Origin of the sequence: Neomicrococcus aestuarii, from assembly GCF_014201135.1 — a bacterium.
GTDB classification, from domain to species: Bacteria; Actinomycetota; Actinomycetes; order Actinomycetales; family Micrococcaceae; genus Neomicrococcus; species Neomicrococcus aestuarii.
This window is the reverse complement of sequence record NZ_JACHDR010000001.1, coordinates 192,455-209,179: the sequence shown is the minus strand read 5'-3', so window position 1 is coordinate 209,179 and position 16,725 is coordinate 192,455. Positions and strand designations below refer to the sequence as shown.

The window sequence follows — 16,725 nt, the reverse complement described above, 5'->3', positions numbered from 1 at the left end:
TAGATTCATACATAGTTGCGCACCTATACTGTGTAGCATGATCCTTAAGACTGATTTGCCCTTGATTATTGGGCTCACGGGCGCATTTGAGCGTGACAACTTCGGCGACTTACTGTATCCGATGTTACTCAATGACGCGTGGGGAAACGACCTGCAGGTTCGGCTCTTGAGTAGATTTCCAGCCGACACAGAAGCGCTCTTGGGATTGTCGATTAAAGATTTTGATAGCTCTTTGTTAGCAACGAGATTTGATGCACTCGTACTGGCCGGAGGAGCTTCCGTTCCGATCTCCATGGCACGCGCAGCCCAGCTGATGAACGGGGTTCCGGAAATTGCCAGTATTGACCCCTCCGGCCTGCCATATGTACCCGAAGTGCGAAATTCTAAGCTCAACAGAGATACTCCTGTGTTTGCGAGCTCCGTGGGAATCTGGCCGTCTGGTAGCTTAAGAATTCCCCACGGCCGTCGTCTACATCAGGCGCTAAAAGGCTCCCAAGGAATCACGGTCCGCGACCGTCCATCGCTAGCATTAGCTCACAAATGGGGAGTTCGCGCGAGCCTCGCTCCAGATACGATACATGCTATTTCATTGGCATGGCCAGAGTTGGGTAAGGCCGCGAAAGATCAAGTGGCCGTTCAGATCTCCGATGAGTTCATCCATGAACAAGGGTTCGAAACCACCACGCTTGGGCTGATTGAAGCTGCGCGAGTGGCTGCAGCACACGGATTGCGCACTGTAATCTTGTTCGCTGCTGGCGTTTCGCCGGGTCATGACAGCCTTGAAAACTTAAGCATCATCGCAGAACGCATGCGGGCAGCCTTGGAAGGGATCGATGTTCTTGTCTCGCATGACCGTCATCCCCGACAAATTGTGCAACTGATCGCTGAGTCACGGCTGGTGATTGGTCATTCCCTGCACGTGCGCATTGTTGCGGCGTCCTACAATGTTCCGCGGGTGAGCTTGCAAAGACCAAAGACCGAAATCTATTCTGCCGACTGGGATCCGACCATGCCGGCCGGGGTTTCGGCGAGAAAGCTTGCAGACGCAGTCCAGCAGTCCTTGTCTCTTGGAACTATTTCGTCCGCACGAATAGATTCGGAAAAATTGAAACAACGATCCATGGGAATGGTCAAGGAATTAGAAGTCTCCATCAAGACTTGGGCGTCGGCCCGCAATGCAGTAGCTTCTCAACGTCGCCTTATATACTGGCAATACGCCGCTCGGGCGCCGTTCGACACGTCTAAGTCAGCCGTTAGACGACTTCGTGCGCACCAGAAGCGGTCCGGTTCATAAATGTTTGCTGGTTCTGACAACTATGGAATGTTATCGCTGTCCTCAGGTGCTCATACGGTCCACGAAGACTCACGTTCATTTCTTCAGCTAGACCATTGTGGCTCATTCGCTACCGCATGATCATCGCCACCGTCGAAAGTTCGGTTCCTCGAATTTGTTCTTGTCTCTCAGGCGTTTCAGCTTCCTGTGCTACGGCACAGAGCAACTCACAAAAGACCAGTGCGGCTCACCCCGCTAGCATTTTAAGCGCTAAACAATGGCCCAAGTGTGGTTACCAGGCCTACGCTTTATGGTGGGGCCCTCCACATCAAGTCCTAATAAAACCCACTAAAATTCGAATGCAGTGCGTTCCCATTGTCACTGAGGAGATCTAATTTCTATGACTGCCATCGCAAATATCAAAAAAATTAAGCATCAATTATTCCTCGGAAAGAAAAAAGCCAAATTCCTGGCAGAAGAGCTTCGCGACACCGGGTATAGATTGCGGAGCAAGTTCGTCGACTTCCAATTTGATGCCAGCAATTACCCACTGGATTTCACGGCACTCCCTAGTACCCACGACCCATCTGTGAAGAGCGGGTTCCCTCATCGCATTTGGTGCGCATGGTTCGGGGAACAGGAAATGTCGGATAATAGGCGTTCTTGTTATGAGTCGATCCTGGCGCAGAATAGCGACTTAGACGTGCAACTAGTTACTTATCAGAATCTCGATACTTTCATCGTTGAGGGATCGCCCCTACACCCAGCCTTCAGACTATTGTCGGCAGTCCACCAATCTGATTACATCCACGCATACCTCATGCATCATCATGGTGGGGGCTTTACCGGTATCAAAAAGCATCCAGTTCCATGGAGGGATTCATTCGAAGCATTTGAGAAGGAAACGGATGCTTGGATTGCAGGCTATCGGCTACCACGCGTTAGTGAGGCAACATACTTTCCAGGCGAGCTTGCTCGAGATATCCATCGAAATTATTCACGTCTCATTGGATTTAGCGGCAAGCTAGTGCGTTCGAACACTCCGCTGACTCACGATTGGTTTCACGAAGTGAACAGGCGGGTCAGCTACTATCAAGACCTCTTGGAACAATTTCCAGGGGACGCATACGGAACAACGGACGGGTACCCGGTTCCTTGGACACGAATCGGGTCGCAAGTGTTTGAGCCCCTTTGTCTAAAATACAACACTCATCTGCGGATCGATAACCGTTTGAAGCCGCAATTGTGGGGTCACAGGTAAGCAAATATTCAGCAAGCAAGTTCAACTTGATTTTCTGGCAGTTTTGAAGAGTTGATCTGTCAAGCCAGATTATAATCGGTAGTCAGAAAGTTAGTTAGAACTTGTCAGCGCGGCCAATGCCCCAGTCCTCAATCCAACGAAAACGCGATTCCCCGATCGGGGAATCATGTTGCCAGACCGACCAGGATCTTCATGATCAGGAACATTGGCTCCTCCGACTAGGATTAAATCTATAAGACCTCGACGCCTCCCCATTTCTACTGCGACACGATGGAAAATTCGCAGTGCATTGATGCTGGCTAAGTCCCAAGTGCCACACGGTCTACGGCATCAAACTGTGCATCTGGGTTATTACAGCGGACGAAACTTTGGAGATGCTCTAAGCCCACTCATCACTAGTTTTGTATTGGGCGCGCCAGTAAGGGAAGCACACTATGCAGGCGCAGACCTTACGGCCGTTGGTTAGGTCCTTGACACATTCGAGAAGTATCGAAATCGGACAAATCCATACATCTGGGATCCGGATATATCCAAGATGGTCCGGCCTGGAGCGGAACAGCAGTGACGCCGTGCGCTGTTCGGGGAGCTCTTACGCGAGCGCGACTCCAACATCTCAGCGATTCGCCTATACCACTCGGAGACCCCGGGCTTCTGGTCAGTCGAATGTACCCCAGCCTTCAATCAGTCCAGAAGCGATATCGTGTAGGTATCATACCACACATTCGCGAAAAATATTCCGACAAGCTCAACGAGTTCCGAGGAAAATCCCCAGACATTCAAATTATCGACCCCGCAGCTGATCCCCGATTGGTCTTAGTGCAAATTGCTGCGAGTCAATTCATCGTTTCGTCGAGTCTCCACGGATTGGTGTGCTCAGACGCATTGGGCGTCCCCAATATCTGGACACCAATTAGTAGTGCCGTCGAAGGCGCAGGTTATAAGTTCCATGACTACTATTCCGCCTTCGGCATCGAAGCCCGTTCAATGTCGATCGACGTAGCCATACGATCGACTGACAACCTTATCGCTTCGTGGGAACAGCCGGTCCAAATCGAAAGTCTCGTCGACGGTTTGATCGAAGCCTTCCCCCGTGACGCGTTGAAGGCACGCTATAGATAAAGGGGCGCGTCAGAGCCGACCACATGATCTAGTAGCCACCTATCAGTGCATTTGTCATTTGAACTGAATATCGGCGCAACGCCTGGGGGTTTAGGCGCCGCGCCGACACTTTGTGCTCCTAGAAGCAAACCTTGAGATCACCAATTCCTACATATTGGTAGTTGCTGCTTGGAACCAGTGGAGTTGTACTAGCGTTGATATACGTGATGATTGGCGTAGCGGATGTCGGCGTAAGCGTCACCGGAATATAATTGCCCGCGCTGGTTGAGGTTTTCGTCCCTAATGATGACAAGCTTCCTGGTAACGCCTCGTAAATAGACGGGGCTCCTACCGCCGTCCCGTAGGTTGCCGTCGCTCCAGAGAAGCTCAGTGAATCCGTGTAGTAGGCGGCATTGTTCATATTGGTGAGCTGACTAGTCACGTCATACGCGTTGAAGGTAATCGATGTTGGCGTAAGAACCTTGCCAGTACTTGACTCAAAGGAGAACGTAAGCGTCTCTTGACCGCGGGTGGTTCCATTCGCCGACGTTGACGTTCCTTGATTCAAGGTGAGCACTGACGAACTGCTTCCTGCTGCAACCACGTAGAGCGAACTCTGGTTGCTTGTAACGCCGTTCGCCCACGCTTGCTGAGCCCCAGCCGCCGTTGCACTGAAGTCACCATAAATTGAAGTCGGCGCGGCTTTTCCCGAGTTGATGTCGCGGCCCGGCTGCCCGCCGATCCGATGCTGCGTCACCCTAACGGTCACAAGCGATCCCTCAGGAAGGGTGATGCTTCCAGTTCGGATTCCGCTCGTTCCCTGAGTTCCAGAAAGTGTTGTGTCTGTCCACTTCAACGTGGCACACCCACTCAGCCGAGACGCAGCCATTGCAGGCGCCGCTCCAGCGAGGGCAATGACGGGAACAGTCCACGCCATTGATTGGGCGATTTTTCGGCGCGAAATAGTAGGGCGCGTGGTGATTTCAGTCATGGGATTCTTCTCGAAAATTGTGTGAACGGTGAGTAAGTTGCTTCGAGCAACGCTCAAGCACAACATGAGAATAACAACGTTACAACTAAGAATCAAAACGGCGTTATCACGGCGTGTTGTGATGCAGCTTGCACCGTACGATTACGAGTGGTGGGATAGGTGAATGAAAGCCCTTCTCAAAGCTCTGCCGCGACCCGGCTTAGAGCTGACTGACGTCCCGGAGCCGCAAACCGGCCCGCATGACGTCAAAATTAGAGTCCACACGTCCGGCATTTGCGGCACGGACATTCACATCCTTAACTACGACGCCGCAGCTCAAGACTTGATTGCCACTCCCCTGATTCCGGGCCACGAGTTTTATGGCGAGGTTGTGGAGGTGGGCGAGTTAGCGACCCACGTTCGGGTCGGGGATCGGGTTTCAGGAGAAGGTCACGTGATGTGCGGGATGTGTCGCAACTGCCGAGCTGGCCGCAAACACATGTGCATCAACACCTCTTCTGTCGGAGTCCAGCGCAATGGTGCGTTTGCCGAATACGTGGTGATTCCAGAAGCCAATGTCTGGGTTCATAGAGATGAGAACATCACTCCCGAACTCGGCGCCATTTTCGATCCACTCGGGAATGCCGTTCACACCGCGCTTTCCTTCCCTCTCGTAGGAGAGGACGTCCTGATCACAGGTGCCGGCCCCATCGGACTGATGGCCGTGGCCGTTGCTCGCCATGCAGGTGCCCGAAAGATTGCCATCACTGATGTCTCAGAGGAGCGCTTGTCCCTGGCTCGCAAAATGGGCGCGGACCTTGCAGTCAACGTGGCCGAGCACCGAGTTAAGGAAGCTCAGAAACAATTGAGGATGGTTGAAGGCTTTGACGTAGGACTTGAAATGTCCGGTCGCTCTACTGCTCTTCGGGAAATGATCGAGAACATGAACCACGGCGGCCGTATCGCCCTCCTTGGATTGCCGAGTGAACCCGCCGTCTTCGACTGGCAAAAGGTTGTCACGCACATGCTGACACTCAGGGGCATCTATGGCCGTGAGATGTTTGAAACTTGGTACGCCATGAGCGCCATGCTGGAGTCCAACGCCATACTTCGCACCAACATCGCAAGCATTGTTACAGGCGTCTTCCCAGCGTCCCAATGGGAAACCGCTTTTGATACAGCTACCACTGGTCGAGGCGGAAAAGTCCTCATCGACTGGAGGTCCTAACCGTGGGCAAAGAGTCAATAATTTCAAGCATCGCCGAGGAAATATTCGGCATCAGGGAAGCTGGCCTCTATAAGATCGAGCGGCATATTGACTCCCCACAGGATTCCTCTATCCAGGCCGGCTCCATCGGATCCCCTGCGGCGCCCGTACTGAACTTTTGCGCCAACAACTATTTGGGTCTAGCCAACGATCCCCGCCTGATTGCCGCGGCCCACGCGGGCCTTGACGAACACGGCTTCGGCATGGCGTCAGTTCGTTTTATCTGCGGAACACAAGACATTCATTTGGCGCTCGAATCCGAGGTTTCAGAATTCCTGGGTACCGAAGCAACCATCTTGTTCTCCTCGTGCTTTGACGCGAACGGCGGAGTATTTGAAACACTTTTTGGCCCTGAAGATGCCATCATTTCCGATGCACTTAACCACGCCTCCATCATCGACGGAATTCGCCTGTCCAAGGCGAACCGTTTCCGCTATGCAAACCAAGATATGGCCGATTTACGGGCACAGTTGGAGGCAGCGCAAACGCTGAACGACGGTACTGGCCCGCGTCGAGCGGTAATCGTCACGGACGGCGTGTTCTCGATGGATGGATTCATCGCACCCCTTCGCGAAATTTGCGATCTTGCCGACGAATTCGGGGCATTGGTCATGGTTGATGATTCTCATGCTGTCGGATTCATGGGTCCAACCGGTGCCGGAATCCCCGAACATCTAGGAGTGAGCGAGCGTGTAGACATCTACACGGGAACCTTCGGCAAAGCTCTAGGCGGCGCATCCGGAGGATACGTGTCTGGGCGTGCGGAAATTGTCGAACTACTTCGACAGCGAGCACGGCCTTACCTCTTCTCTAATTCTTTGGCACCGGCCATTGTGCAGGCGACGCGCGAGGCACTCAACATCGTCAAAGCATCAGGAGAGTTGCGGGAAAAACTCTTCCGCATTGCCGCGAATTTTCGATCAGCCATGACACAGGCAGGATTCGAACTCTTGCCGGGTGAACACGCCATCGTCCCCGTGATGTTCGGCGACGCCCATAAGGCTTCGGCCGTTGCCGATGAAATGCTCAAGCTCGGCGTCTTCGTGACAGCTTTCAGCTACCCCGTTGTGCCGCGAGACGCGGCACGGATACGAGTGCAACTATCTGCCGGACATTCTCTACAGGAGATTGACCAATGCGTCCGTGCGTTTGTTACGGCCAGACAGGCTGTTGAAGACCGCTTTCTGAAGCAAACTAGATAATTCCAGCAAGAAAGGCGCGACCCGTTCCAATTTGGAAGAGGTCGCGCCTTTCTTGACACTATCGCTGGTCTATTTAGCCCTCGACACCGAGCTTCTCGAGCACAATCTCGCGCACGCGAGCAGCGTCGGCTTGGCCTCGGGTAGCCTTCATGACAGGGCCGATAAGCGCGCCGATAGCTTGAACCTTGCCGGACTGAATCTTGGCGACCACGTCAGGCATTTGGGCCATCGCTTCATCAATTGCAGCGCCCAATGCGGAGTCGTCATTCACCACAGCGAGGTTGCGCTTTTCAACAACCTCGGCTGGGGTGCCCTCTCCGGCTAAGACGAAGTCGAGAACCTGACGGGCGATCTTGTCGTTGATCTTCTTGGAGTCAATCAGCCCCTGAAGTTCAACGATAGTTGCAGGCGTTACACCAAGATCTGCTGCGTCAACATCCTGGGTCTTCGCCAGACCGGACACCACACCCATCCACCACTTACGAGCAACCGCTGGGGTTGCGCCGGCTGCGATGGTGTCGGTGATCAGGTCCGTCATTCCGGCGTTGACCACGTCACGGAACTCGGCGTCCGAGTAGCCCCATTCGGCTTTCAAGCGCTTGCGACGCTCGGCAGGAGGTTCCGGCAAACGAGCACGAAGCTCTTCGATCCATTCCGGCGTGGTCACCACAGGAACCAGATCAGGTTCCGGGAAGTAGCGGTAATCGTCGGCATCTGACTTCGGGCGCCCTGACGTGGTGGTACGAGTGTCCTCGTGCCAGTGACGGGTCTCCTGAACAACCTTCTGACCGGACTCAAGAACAGCCGCGTGACGCTCAATCTCGAAGTGAACAGCGTGCTCCACAGCGCGCAAAGAGTTCACGTTCTTGGTCTCTGAGCGGGTGCCGAACTTGTCGGCGCCCTTGAGCATCAAGGAGACGTTGGCATCGCAACGCACGTTGCCGCGTTCCATCTTGGCGTCAGAAACGTTGAGGTTCTTGACGATTTCACGGATGGCACCGACGTACGCGCGAGCCAGTTCAGGAGCACGCTTACCAGCGCCCACGATTGGCTTCGTCACGATCTCCACGAGCGGAACACCGGCACGGTTGTAGTCCACCAAGGAGAACTCGGCGCCTTGGATGCGTCCGGTGCTGCCACCCATGTGGGTCAGCTTTCCGGCGTCTTCTTCCATGTGAGCGCGCTCGATTTCCACGCGGAACACTTCGCCGTCTTCCAGCTCAATGTCGATGTAACCGTCGTAAGCGATCGGTTCATCGTACTGAGAGGTCTGGAAGTTCTTCGGGGTGTCCGGGTAGAAGTAGTTCTTGCGCGCGAAACGGCAGGATTCGGCAATCTTGCAGTTCAGGGCCAATCCAATGAGGATCGAGTACTCCACCGCGGTCTTGTTGACTACGGGCAAGACGCCCGGCAGGCCAAGATCAACCGGAGTGACGTTCGTGTTGGGCACATCGCCGAAGGCATTCGGTGCGTCAGAGAACATCTTGGTCTTGGTGTTGAGCTCAACGTGAACTTCAAAACCCAGCACCGGATCATACTTTTCGAGTGCTACGTCGAAATCTACAAGTTCTTCGGTCGTCGACACTTAGGCCACCTCACCCTGTCCCGCAGCTGCGATGGCAGCTTCAATATCTGGAGCCTGAGCCAGCAACGGCCCGCCCCACTGCTTTTCCAAGAGAGCTTCCAACGCGGCGCCCGCACGGTACATGCGTGCGTCCTCGTGCGCTGGAGCCAAGAACTGAATACCCACCGGCAATCCTTCGGACAGACCGCCAGGAACGGAGATACCCGGGATGCCGGCCATGTTCGCGGGGATCGTGGCAACGTCGTTCAAGTACATCGCCAACGGGTCATCCGACTTAGCGCCGAATTCGAACGCAACGGTCGGAGACGTTGGAGAAATCAAAACGTCTGCCTCGGCGAAGGCCGCCTCGAAGTCGCGCTGGATGAGCGTACGAACCTTCTGGGCGGAGCCGTAGTAGGCGTCGTAGTATCCGGCAGACAGAGCGTAGGTGCCCAAGATGATACGTCGCTTGACTTCGTCACCGAAGTTCGCTGCACGGGTGGATCCCATGACGCGCTCGATGGTCACGGGTCCCTCGGTAGGAACAACACGCTTGCCGTAACGGACACCGTCGAACTTCGCGAGGTTGGAAGAAACCTCGGACGGCATGATCAGGTAGTAGGCAGCCAGTGCGTATTGCAGGTTAGGGCAGGACACTTCAACAATGGAAGCGCCAGCGCCGCGAAGAAGTTCGAGAGCTTCGTCGAAACGCTGCTGAACGCCAGGCTCATACCCGTCGCCCTGAAGCTCGCGAATCACACCGATGCGCATTCCGCTCAAGTCCCCCGCAGCACCTTGCTCGGCTGCTGCAACGAGGGCTGGAACTGGCTCGTTCAAGGACGTCGAGTCCTTAGGATCATGGCCACCAATGAGCTCATGAAGCAACGCCGCGTCCATAACGGTGCGGGTTACTGGGCCAATTTGGTCCAACGAGGATGCCATGGCGATGGCTCCGTAGCGGGATACTCCGCCGTAGGTGGGCTTGGAGCCCACCGTGCCGGTGACTGCACCGGGCTGACGGATAGACCCACCCGTATCGGTTCCGAGCGCTAGAGGTGCTTCGAAGGCAGCAACTGCTGCTGCCGAACCGCCGCCGGATCCGCCCGGGATGCGTCCCAGATCCCACGGGTTGCGCGTATTTCCATACGCGGAGTGCTCGGTGGAGGAACCCATCGCGAACTCGTCCAAGTTGGTCTTACCCAGCATCGGAAGCTTCGCCTCGCGAATCTTTTCAATCACCGTGGCGTCGTACGGCGACATCCAGCCCTCAAGCATCTTGGAGCCAGCCGTGGTGGGCTGACCCTTCGTGACAATCAGGTCCTTAATAGCAATTGGGACGCCGGCCAAGGGGTGCAAGGTTTCGCCAGCGGCGCGCAAAGCGTCAACTTCCGCTGCAACGGCCAGCGCTTCTTCAGCGTTGACGTGCAGGTACGCGTGCACGCCGTTATCGCCCGGATCAACCGCAGCAATGCGGTCCAGATGTGCTTGAACGGCTTCCACCGACGTAACGGTTCCAGCCTGCAGGGCCGCGGCAAGTTCCGCGGCGCTCATACGAATGATGTCCAAATTCTTACTCCCCATCCAAAATTGCCGGCACCTTGAAACGTCCGTCTTCAGAATCCGGCGCGTTCAGCAAAGCCTCTTCTTGGGTCAGCGTTTGACCCACCACGTCTTCGCGGAAGACGTTCGTGAGCGGGATCGGGTGGCTTGTGGCAGGAACGTCATCGCCAGCGGCTTCGCTGACTACGGCGATCGAGTCCACAATGACAGCAAGTTCGCTCGCCATGGTTTCCAGCTCAGCTTCGGACATTTCCAGGTGCGCAAGACGAGCCAAGTGGGCTACGTCATCACGGCTAATGGCAGACATGAATCTCCCGATTTCGAGACGGTTGGATGATTATGGTCAATTCTAGTGCTCAGCTATTTCGTAAACGTAAACGATGAGCTTGATATCAGTTCCCGGAACAAACCAGTCTCGATCTGGAACGCGCGTAAATCCAAGGCGTTCGTACAAGGCATGGGCGGGAAGCCAGTCCGCTCCCGTCGTCAAACTCACGCGGTTTACGTCCGGAAGCGTCTTCGCGTACGCCACGATTCGTTCCACCAGGGCACTTCCGGCACCGCTGCGTTGAACGTTTGGATCCACGGCGAGGAGCCTGAATTCGAGTTCGTCTTCGCGGGCGATATCCGCCCATTTCTCCCCCGCACGGGCGATGGTGACTGATCCCACCACTTGGCCGTCGCGTTCAGCAACCCACATGAGGGCGTCTTCGTGACGGTCGGAGACGTTGCCGACGCGCTGCATGTACGGTTCTTCCGCGCTTCCGAAGTAGCCCCCGGAAATGTAGGCATCGTGGGTGATGCGGCGGATTTCCAAATAGTCATCCGGAAGAGCGTCCCGAACTACGACGACGCCGCTTGCGTTCCCAGCCTCGGCTTTGTGCTTGATGGGGTCATCGAGGATGGACTGCGGGTCTGGGGTGCGGCGCGGAGATTTGGGGACATTGACCTGACCTGCGACCATCCAGTCCGGCCAGCGTGTGCCATCGCCACTGGCCGGACGGCGGACTGGGGTGCCAGACTCTTCGGCGATCAATGCACCGGCTGCCCAGTCGAATTCCTGCGTGCCGAATTCGGCGTACGCATCGATCTTTCCTTCCGCCACCAGGCAGAGGTCCAAAGCCGCAGAACCGAGGCGGCGAATGTTCGCGAAGCCTGGGAGCATTTCTGCGAGCGCGGCCACTTGGTAAGCGCGGCGTGCAGCGTCGTATCCCAGGCCGGTCGCCAGAATGCGGGCGTCGGAGGTCTTGTCCGGGCCGTGCAAGCGGACGGGAGCGGCGTCGTCGTCATGAGTAGTGCGCATCCACGCACCGCCGCCGCGAGTGGCGAAGTATTCGACGTTGAGCGCAGGAGCAACCACGGCGCCAGCCAACCATGCGCCTTCAGGGGCATGGTCTGCCGGGCCGAAGACGGCGACCGAGCACCCGAAGAACGGGATGCCGCGAACAAAGTTGACGGTGCCATCGAGCGGATCGATGGACCAGCGGTAGCCGCTGGGGTTCTCTACCGTGGTGGTCTCATACTCTTCGCCGCTGATCTCATCATGAGGGCGAGCAGCGTGCAGGATCTCCCGCACGGCTTGCTCGGCGTTCCGGTCAAACTCGGTCACCCAGTCCCCCGCAGCGGACTTTGAATCCGTCTCAATGCGACCAGTTGCTGGTGAGAAACTTGCTCGAGCTGCGAGGACGGCTGCTCCTGCTCGTGCCGCCTTGAGAGTGAGCTCAAGGAAGTCTTCGGGTTTCATGCGGTGGTGACTCCTTCAGGGCCATCGGCCAATAGTGCGCGGAACCCGTCCTCATCGAGGACCGGCACTCCTAGCGCTTGGGCTTTATCGAGCTTAGTGCCAGCGGAATCGCCGGCGACTACAAAGCTGGTGTTTTTAGAGACGGATCCCGAGGCTTTGCCGCCGCGGCTGATGATGGCTTCTTTGGCCTCGTCGCGGCTGAAGTTCGGGAGCGTTCCGGTGACCACGATGGTCAGTCCTTCGAGGGTCCGTGGAATCGATTCATCCACTTCATCCTCCATACGCACACCAGCAGCTGCCCACTTCGCGACGATCTCTTGGTGCCAATCCACGGTGAACCATTCGGTGATGGATTCAGCGATGATGCTGCCCACCCCGTCAACGCTCGCAAGCTCTTCAACGCTTGCGGCGCGGATCTTGTCCATAGACCCGAATGCCGTTGCGAGAGCTCGGGAGGCAGTAGGGCCAACGTGGCGGATGGAGAGTGCCACGAGAACTCGCCAGAGCGGCTGGCTTTTCGCTTTCTCGAGTTCAGTGAAGAGCTTCTTGGTGGTCGCGCTTGGCTCGGAAGGCTTCTTCGCGGTGCCCTTCGTATAGAAGTACGGCACCAGTTCCATCTGGCCGGTGGGAACGCCGCGGCTCTTCTTCTCGCGTTCAATGAGGACGTCGCTCAGGTCCTCCGCCGTGAGATCAAAGAGATCAGCTTCGTTAACGAGCGGTCCAGGAGTGGGAGAGGCCGGCTGCGTCAGGGCGCGAGCTGCCTCATACCCCAGCGCTTCGATATCGAAAGCGCCGCGAGAGCCCAAGTGCGCCACGCGCTCGGTGAGCTGAGCGGGGCACGAGCGCGCGTTGAGGCAACGAATGTCCACGTCGCCTTCCTTCGCTGGGCTCAGCGGTTCACCGCAGGACGGGCAGTTGGTGGGCATGACGAACTCGTGCAGTTCGCTTTCGCGGCCCTCGCGCAACGGCAAGACTGGCCCCAAGATTTCCGGGATCACGTCCCCTGCTTTGCGCAGGATCACCACGTCACCGATGAGGAGGTTCTTGGCCTTCACCACGTCTTGGTTGTGAAGTGTTGCCATTTCCACGGTGGACCCGGCGACTTTTACCGGTTCCATGACGGCGAAGGGGGTCACGCGGCCGGTGCGGCCAACGTTGACCTGGATGTCCAGCAACTTAGTGTGAACTTCTTCTGGCGGGTACTTATAGGCGGCTGCCCAGCGTGGGACGCGGGAGGTGTAGCCGAGCGCTCGCTGGATAGCGAACGAATCGATCTTGACAACGATGCCGTCGATCTCGTGAAGGAGGTCATGGCGGTGTTCGCCCTTGTCCGCGATGAACGCGAGTACGTCTTCATACTTTTCGAAGGACGCCCAATACGGCGAGACGGGAAGGCCCCACGAGCGCATGAGCTCGTAGGTCTCGGACTGGCTGTGAGCTGTGAGTCCCTCGCGTGAGCCGATGCCGTGAACGAACATGGACAGCGGGCGTTTAGCGGTCTCGGCGGGGTCCTTTTGGCGGAGCGATCCGGCCGCTGCGTTGCGGGGGTTCGCGAGTGGCGCTTTGCCGTCCTCAATCAAGGCGTCGTTGAAGATCTTGAAATCTGCGGACGGTATGAAGATTTCTCCGCGCACTTCGAGCTCGGCTGGCCAGCCGGATCCCGCGAGTTCGGTGGGGATGGACTTGATGGTGAGGACGTTGTGAGTGACGTCTTCACCGGTGACACCGTCGCCGCGAGTCGCAGCCCGTTTGAGCTTGCCGTTCTCGTACAACAGGTTGATAGCAAGGCCATCGATCTTGACTTCCGTGAGCCAACGGATCTGATCTTGCGGAGCTTGGATGGCCGCATTCTTTTCGGCGCGGCGAGCCCACTCATCAAGTTCCTCGAGGGAGAACACATCCTCAAGGGAGTACATGCGTGTGACGTGCTTCGCAGGGGCAAACGCCACGGAGACTTCGCCGCCGACCTCTTGGGTGGGCGAATCGTTCGTGACCAGCTCCGGGTGCAGTGCCTCGAAGTTTTCCAGCTTGCGGTAGAGCTCATCGAACTCTGCGTCAGAGATGAGCGGGGCGTCCTCTTGGTAGTACGCCGTGCGGTGTTTACGCACGTCATCAACGAGGGCGTCGTATTCATCCCGCAACGTTTCCGCAGGCACCACTTGCTGCTCTTGAAGCTCTTGGAGGTTCTGGTCCGTTTGTTCAGTACTCACGAATACATCTTGCCGCATTAGTCTGCGGTTGAGTCCTCAAGAACATCCACCACAACCACCGAAATGTTGTCCCGACCGCCGGACTCAATAGCGAGAAGGATCAGCCGATCCGCAGCTTGTTGGGGATCGGCGTGTTGGGAGAGGACCTCGGCGATGGTCTCTTCGTGAACCTCGCCACTGAGCCCATCCGAACACACCAAGAACCGCTCCCCCGCAACAACGGGAAGGTTCCATAGGTCGGCTTCGGCGGCATCGCCCGCGCCGAGTGCCCGGGTAATCACGTGGCGTCGAGGGTGCACCGCCGCTTGTTCTTGCGTGAGTTGCCCCAGCGCTACGAGTTCTTGGACTTGAGAGTGGTCTCGGGTGATTTGAGCCAGCGCACCGCTGGGCGTCACGCGGTATGTGCGTGAATCGCCGACGTTGAACACGCACCACTGAAGATCTGCTTCGCCCGCCGTGCTGTCCGCTCCAGTAGCCGCAGTTTCCGCATCGGTTGTCACGAGCGCGAGTCCGCTTACGGTGGTGCCGCCGCGCGCGTGAATCGCTGTACGAATCGCGTCGTCAGCGCTCCGCAAGTAGCTCGCGACTAAAGCCGAGGTCGGGCGGTGAGCCGCGTCGTCGTACGCTTCCTTCAAGATATGAGCGCACATCCGGCTAGCAACCTCGCCGGCTTCGTGCCCGCCCATTCCGTCGCAGACACCAAAAATTCCATCCCCTAGCAGCAGCGAATCTTCGTTGAGCGGGCGCACAAGGCCGCGATCAGACCGCGCGCCAACGCGCAAGGTAAATGAGGTCACAGCTTCTCGAGGCACCTCCCCATCTTTTCAGACATTGCGACTCATTTTGCACACTATCCAAAAATAAATTGCCCCTAGTCCTGGGTGAGTCCATCGCTAATCCAGCGACAGGCCCTCGCCCTCGCCGCGAGCAAGAATGTACGGTGTGATTTCGCCGAAGCCGCGCACCTCATGACTTTGCTGCCGTTCCACGATGTAGCGCTTGTCGCCCGAGAGAGTGGACGCGGTCAACGCATCGCAGTACACCTTGCCCGGCTCCGAGAGCGCGGTGAGGCGTGCGGCGAGATTGACGGTGGGTCCATAAATGTCGCCCAAACGGGACAGCACGCGGCCCCACACCAGTGAGACGCGCGCATCCGGCAAGAAGTCATCGGCGCGGAATTCTTCTGCGAGCGCGAGCGAAATTTCCGCTCCGGCCTGCGGGGTTTCGGCCACGAACAGCACTTCGTCGCCGATGGTCTTGACCAAGCGGCCACCGCCCACGGCAATGATCTCGGCGCTCTTCTGTTCGAAACGCTGCACCAGTTGCGCCAAGGTTCGTTCGTTCATGCGGCGAGACAGAGACGTGTAGGAGACCAGATCCGCGAAGCCCACGGCGCGGGCCAACGGCAGCGGAGCGTCGTCCTCTTCGCCGGTGCGACCTTCCGCGGAGGCCTTGAGACCAGATTCCACGCGGAGCACTTGGCGCTGGATGGCGGAGTTCATTTGGCGCCGCCATGCGTACAAGAGCACGCTTTCCATCGGCTCAATGAGTGTGGGCAGAATCTTGAGAACTTGTTCACGCGCTTCGCGGTCCGTGAGCTTTTTGTTTTGGACTAGATCTTCCACGAGGGCTTCGATCTGCCAAATGACCATGCGGTCCGTCATCTGGCCGATGGAGCGCGTGATGGAGATTGCCGTCTCTTCTGACAGGTAGCCCTCGCGCACGTTTTCCACGATCGTCAGGATCGCTTCGAGGTCCCGCTCGGTGAACGCCACCTCATCATCGGTGAGGTTGGGAAATCCCAGGGCGCGCCATAATTTCTTGGCGGACAGCAAGGAGATACCAGCCCCAGCAGCAACCTCGCGTCGCTTGAGCGTACGCGGACCACCGAGCAGTCGCCGTTCAAGGCTTTTGGTAGCTTCGCGGTCGCTCGGCTCTTTGCTATTCACCGTGGGGGTACCCACCACAATGGGAGCCGAGTCAACGGCCGCTTGGGTTTGTGCGGCGTCTTCTGACGGCAGGATTTCTGGATGATCAATCGTCACAGGGCCCACCGATCTGTTGAAACCATGCGCGGCGCAAGGGCGTCGCGATATTCCACGACGAGGTCAGCGACCGTTTGCACTGCAGGAACATTGTAAATAATGCCGTTTCCTTGGGCTGTTCGAAGGATCAACGTTCCGGAGCGATTGATTTTCTGAGCCATTGACTGGCGCAGGTCAACTCCGAAAACATTCTCTAACGGTACTTCGCGATCCTTGCCTTGGCGATGCACAATCACACGTTGCGTGGTGAGGACAACGGAAGTGGACAGCCAGCGGATAATCGGCAAGAGCCCGTAACTCAAGGCCAGCAGAGCGCCGATGCCGATCACAATCCATTGCAGTACCGGAGCGATGGTGGCTAGTGGCTCGTTGTGTTGGCGGTTCAAAAAGCCAGCTCCGATGCTCGTGACCAGAATCAAGAGCATGAGCCGGACCACGGGCCACAGGATGGCGCGAAGGTGCGGTCGGGTACGGACAACCACTCGTTCGTTGTCTCGTAATCGAACTCGCACGCTGCATCCTTCCTGTGTG

Annotated in this window: 14 protein-coding genes; 5 read left to right on the top strand and 9 right to left on the bottom strand. The window is 57.0% G+C overall.

Annotated elements, in window-relative coordinates:
* The first annotated feature begins 37 nt into the window (after window positions 1-37).
* The 3 genes from HD598_RS00900 (at window position 38) to HD598_RS13810 (ending at window position 3,653) form a co-directional block, all read left to right on the top strand.
* Window positions 38-1,294, top strand: a complete 1,257-nt coding sequence (locus HD598_RS00900; RefSeq protein ID WP_183663112.1) for a polysaccharide pyruvyl transferase family protein — start codon at window positions 38-40, stop codon at window positions 1,292-1,294.
* Window positions 1,295-1,673: 379 nt separating this feature from the next.
* A complete protein-coding gene (locus HD598_RS00895; RefSeq protein ID WP_183663109.1) occupies window positions 1,674-2,534 on the top strand; it encodes a glycosyltransferase family 32 protein in 861 nt (286 codons plus the stop codon).
* A gap of 561 nt (window positions 2,535-3,095) precedes the next feature.
* Window positions 3,096-3,653: a polysaccharide pyruvyl transferase family protein gene (locus HD598_RS13810; protein WP_409366163.1), complete on the top strand. Its 558-nt coding sequence runs from the start codon at window positions 3,096-3,098 to the stop codon at window positions 3,651-3,653.
* Between the two features lie 118 nt (window positions 3,654-3,771).
* Here HD598_RS13810 and HD598_RS00885 read toward each other — a convergent pair whose 3' ends face one another.
* Complete coding sequence (locus tag HD598_RS00885) at window positions 3,772-4,623, bottom strand: hypothetical protein (protein ID WP_183663103.1); 852 nt, start codon at window positions 4,621-4,623, stop codon at window positions 3,772-3,774.
* A gap of 163 nt (window positions 4,624-4,786) precedes the next feature.
* Between HD598_RS00885 and tdh the strand changes: the two genes are divergently transcribed.
* Window positions 4,787-5,830, top strand: a complete 1,044-nt coding sequence (gene tdh / locus HD598_RS00880) for an L-threonine 3-dehydrogenase (RefSeq protein WP_183663101.1) — start codon at window positions 4,787-4,789, stop codon at window positions 5,828-5,830.
* Window positions 5,831-5,832: 2 nt separating this feature from the next.
* Complete coding sequence (locus tag HD598_RS00875; protein ID WP_409366162.1) at window positions 5,833-7,071, top strand: glycine C-acetyltransferase; 1,239 nt, start codon at window positions 5,833-5,835, stop codon at window positions 7,069-7,071.
* A 73-nt stretch (window positions 7,072-7,144) separates the two neighbouring features.
* Here the strand turns inward: HD598_RS00875 and gatB are convergent, their stop codons facing one another.
* From gatB to HD598_RS00830, 8 genes are all read right to left on the bottom strand, one after another.
* Window positions 7,145-8,656 (bottom strand): Asp-tRNA(Asn)/Glu-tRNA(Gln) amidotransferase subunit GatB, encoded by a 1,512-nt coding sequence (gene gatB, locus HD598_RS00870; protein ID WP_183663099.1) that lies wholly within the window; start codon window positions 8,654-8,656, stop codon window positions 7,145-7,147.
* Window positions 8,657-10,216, bottom strand: coding sequence for an Asp-tRNA(Asn)/Glu-tRNA(Gln) amidotransferase subunit GatA (gene gatA / locus HD598_RS00865; protein WP_183663097.1), 1,560 nt, complete (start codon window positions 10,214-10,216; stop codon window positions 8,657-8,659). It lies immediately after the preceding gene.
* Window positions 10,206-10,502 (bottom strand): Asp-tRNA(Asn)/Glu-tRNA(Gln) amidotransferase subunit GatC, encoded by a 297-nt coding sequence (gatC, locus tag HD598_RS00860; protein ID WP_071893907.1) that lies wholly within the window; start codon window positions 10,500-10,502, stop codon window positions 10,206-10,208. The genes gatA and gatC overlap by 11 nt, the downstream gene beginning before the upstream one ends.
* A gap of 42 nt (window positions 10,503-10,544) precedes the next feature.
* A complete protein-coding gene (locus HD598_RS13680; RefSeq protein ID WP_311538903.1) occupies window positions 10,545-11,939 on the bottom strand; it encodes an inositol monophosphatase family protein in 1,395 nt (464 codons plus the stop codon).
* A complete protein-coding gene (gene ligA / locus HD598_RS00845; RefSeq protein WP_183663095.1) occupies window positions 11,936-14,167 on the bottom strand; it encodes an NAD-dependent DNA ligase LigA in 2,232 nt (743 codons plus the stop codon). The genes HD598_RS13680 and ligA overlap by 4 nt, the downstream gene beginning before the upstream one ends.
* A complete protein-coding gene (locus HD598_RS00840) occupies window positions 14,167-14,946 on the bottom strand; it encodes a PP2C family protein-serine/threonine phosphatase (protein ID WP_183663093.1) in 780 nt (259 codons plus the stop codon). The genes ligA and HD598_RS00840 overlap by 1 nt, the downstream gene beginning before the upstream one ends.
* Window positions 14,947-15,042: 96 nt before the next feature.
* Window positions 15,043-16,194, bottom strand: a complete 1,152-nt coding sequence (locus HD598_RS00835) for an adenylate/guanylate cyclase domain-containing protein (RefSeq protein WP_409366161.1) — start codon at window positions 16,192-16,194, stop codon at window positions 15,043-15,045.
* Window positions 16,191-16,706, bottom strand: a complete 516-nt coding sequence (locus HD598_RS00830) for a PH domain-containing protein (RefSeq protein ID WP_183663086.1) — start codon at window positions 16,704-16,706, stop codon at window positions 16,191-16,193. The genes HD598_RS00835 and HD598_RS00830 overlap by 4 nt, the downstream gene beginning before the upstream one ends.
* Between the last annotated feature and the right edge of the window lie 19 nt (window positions 16,707-16,725).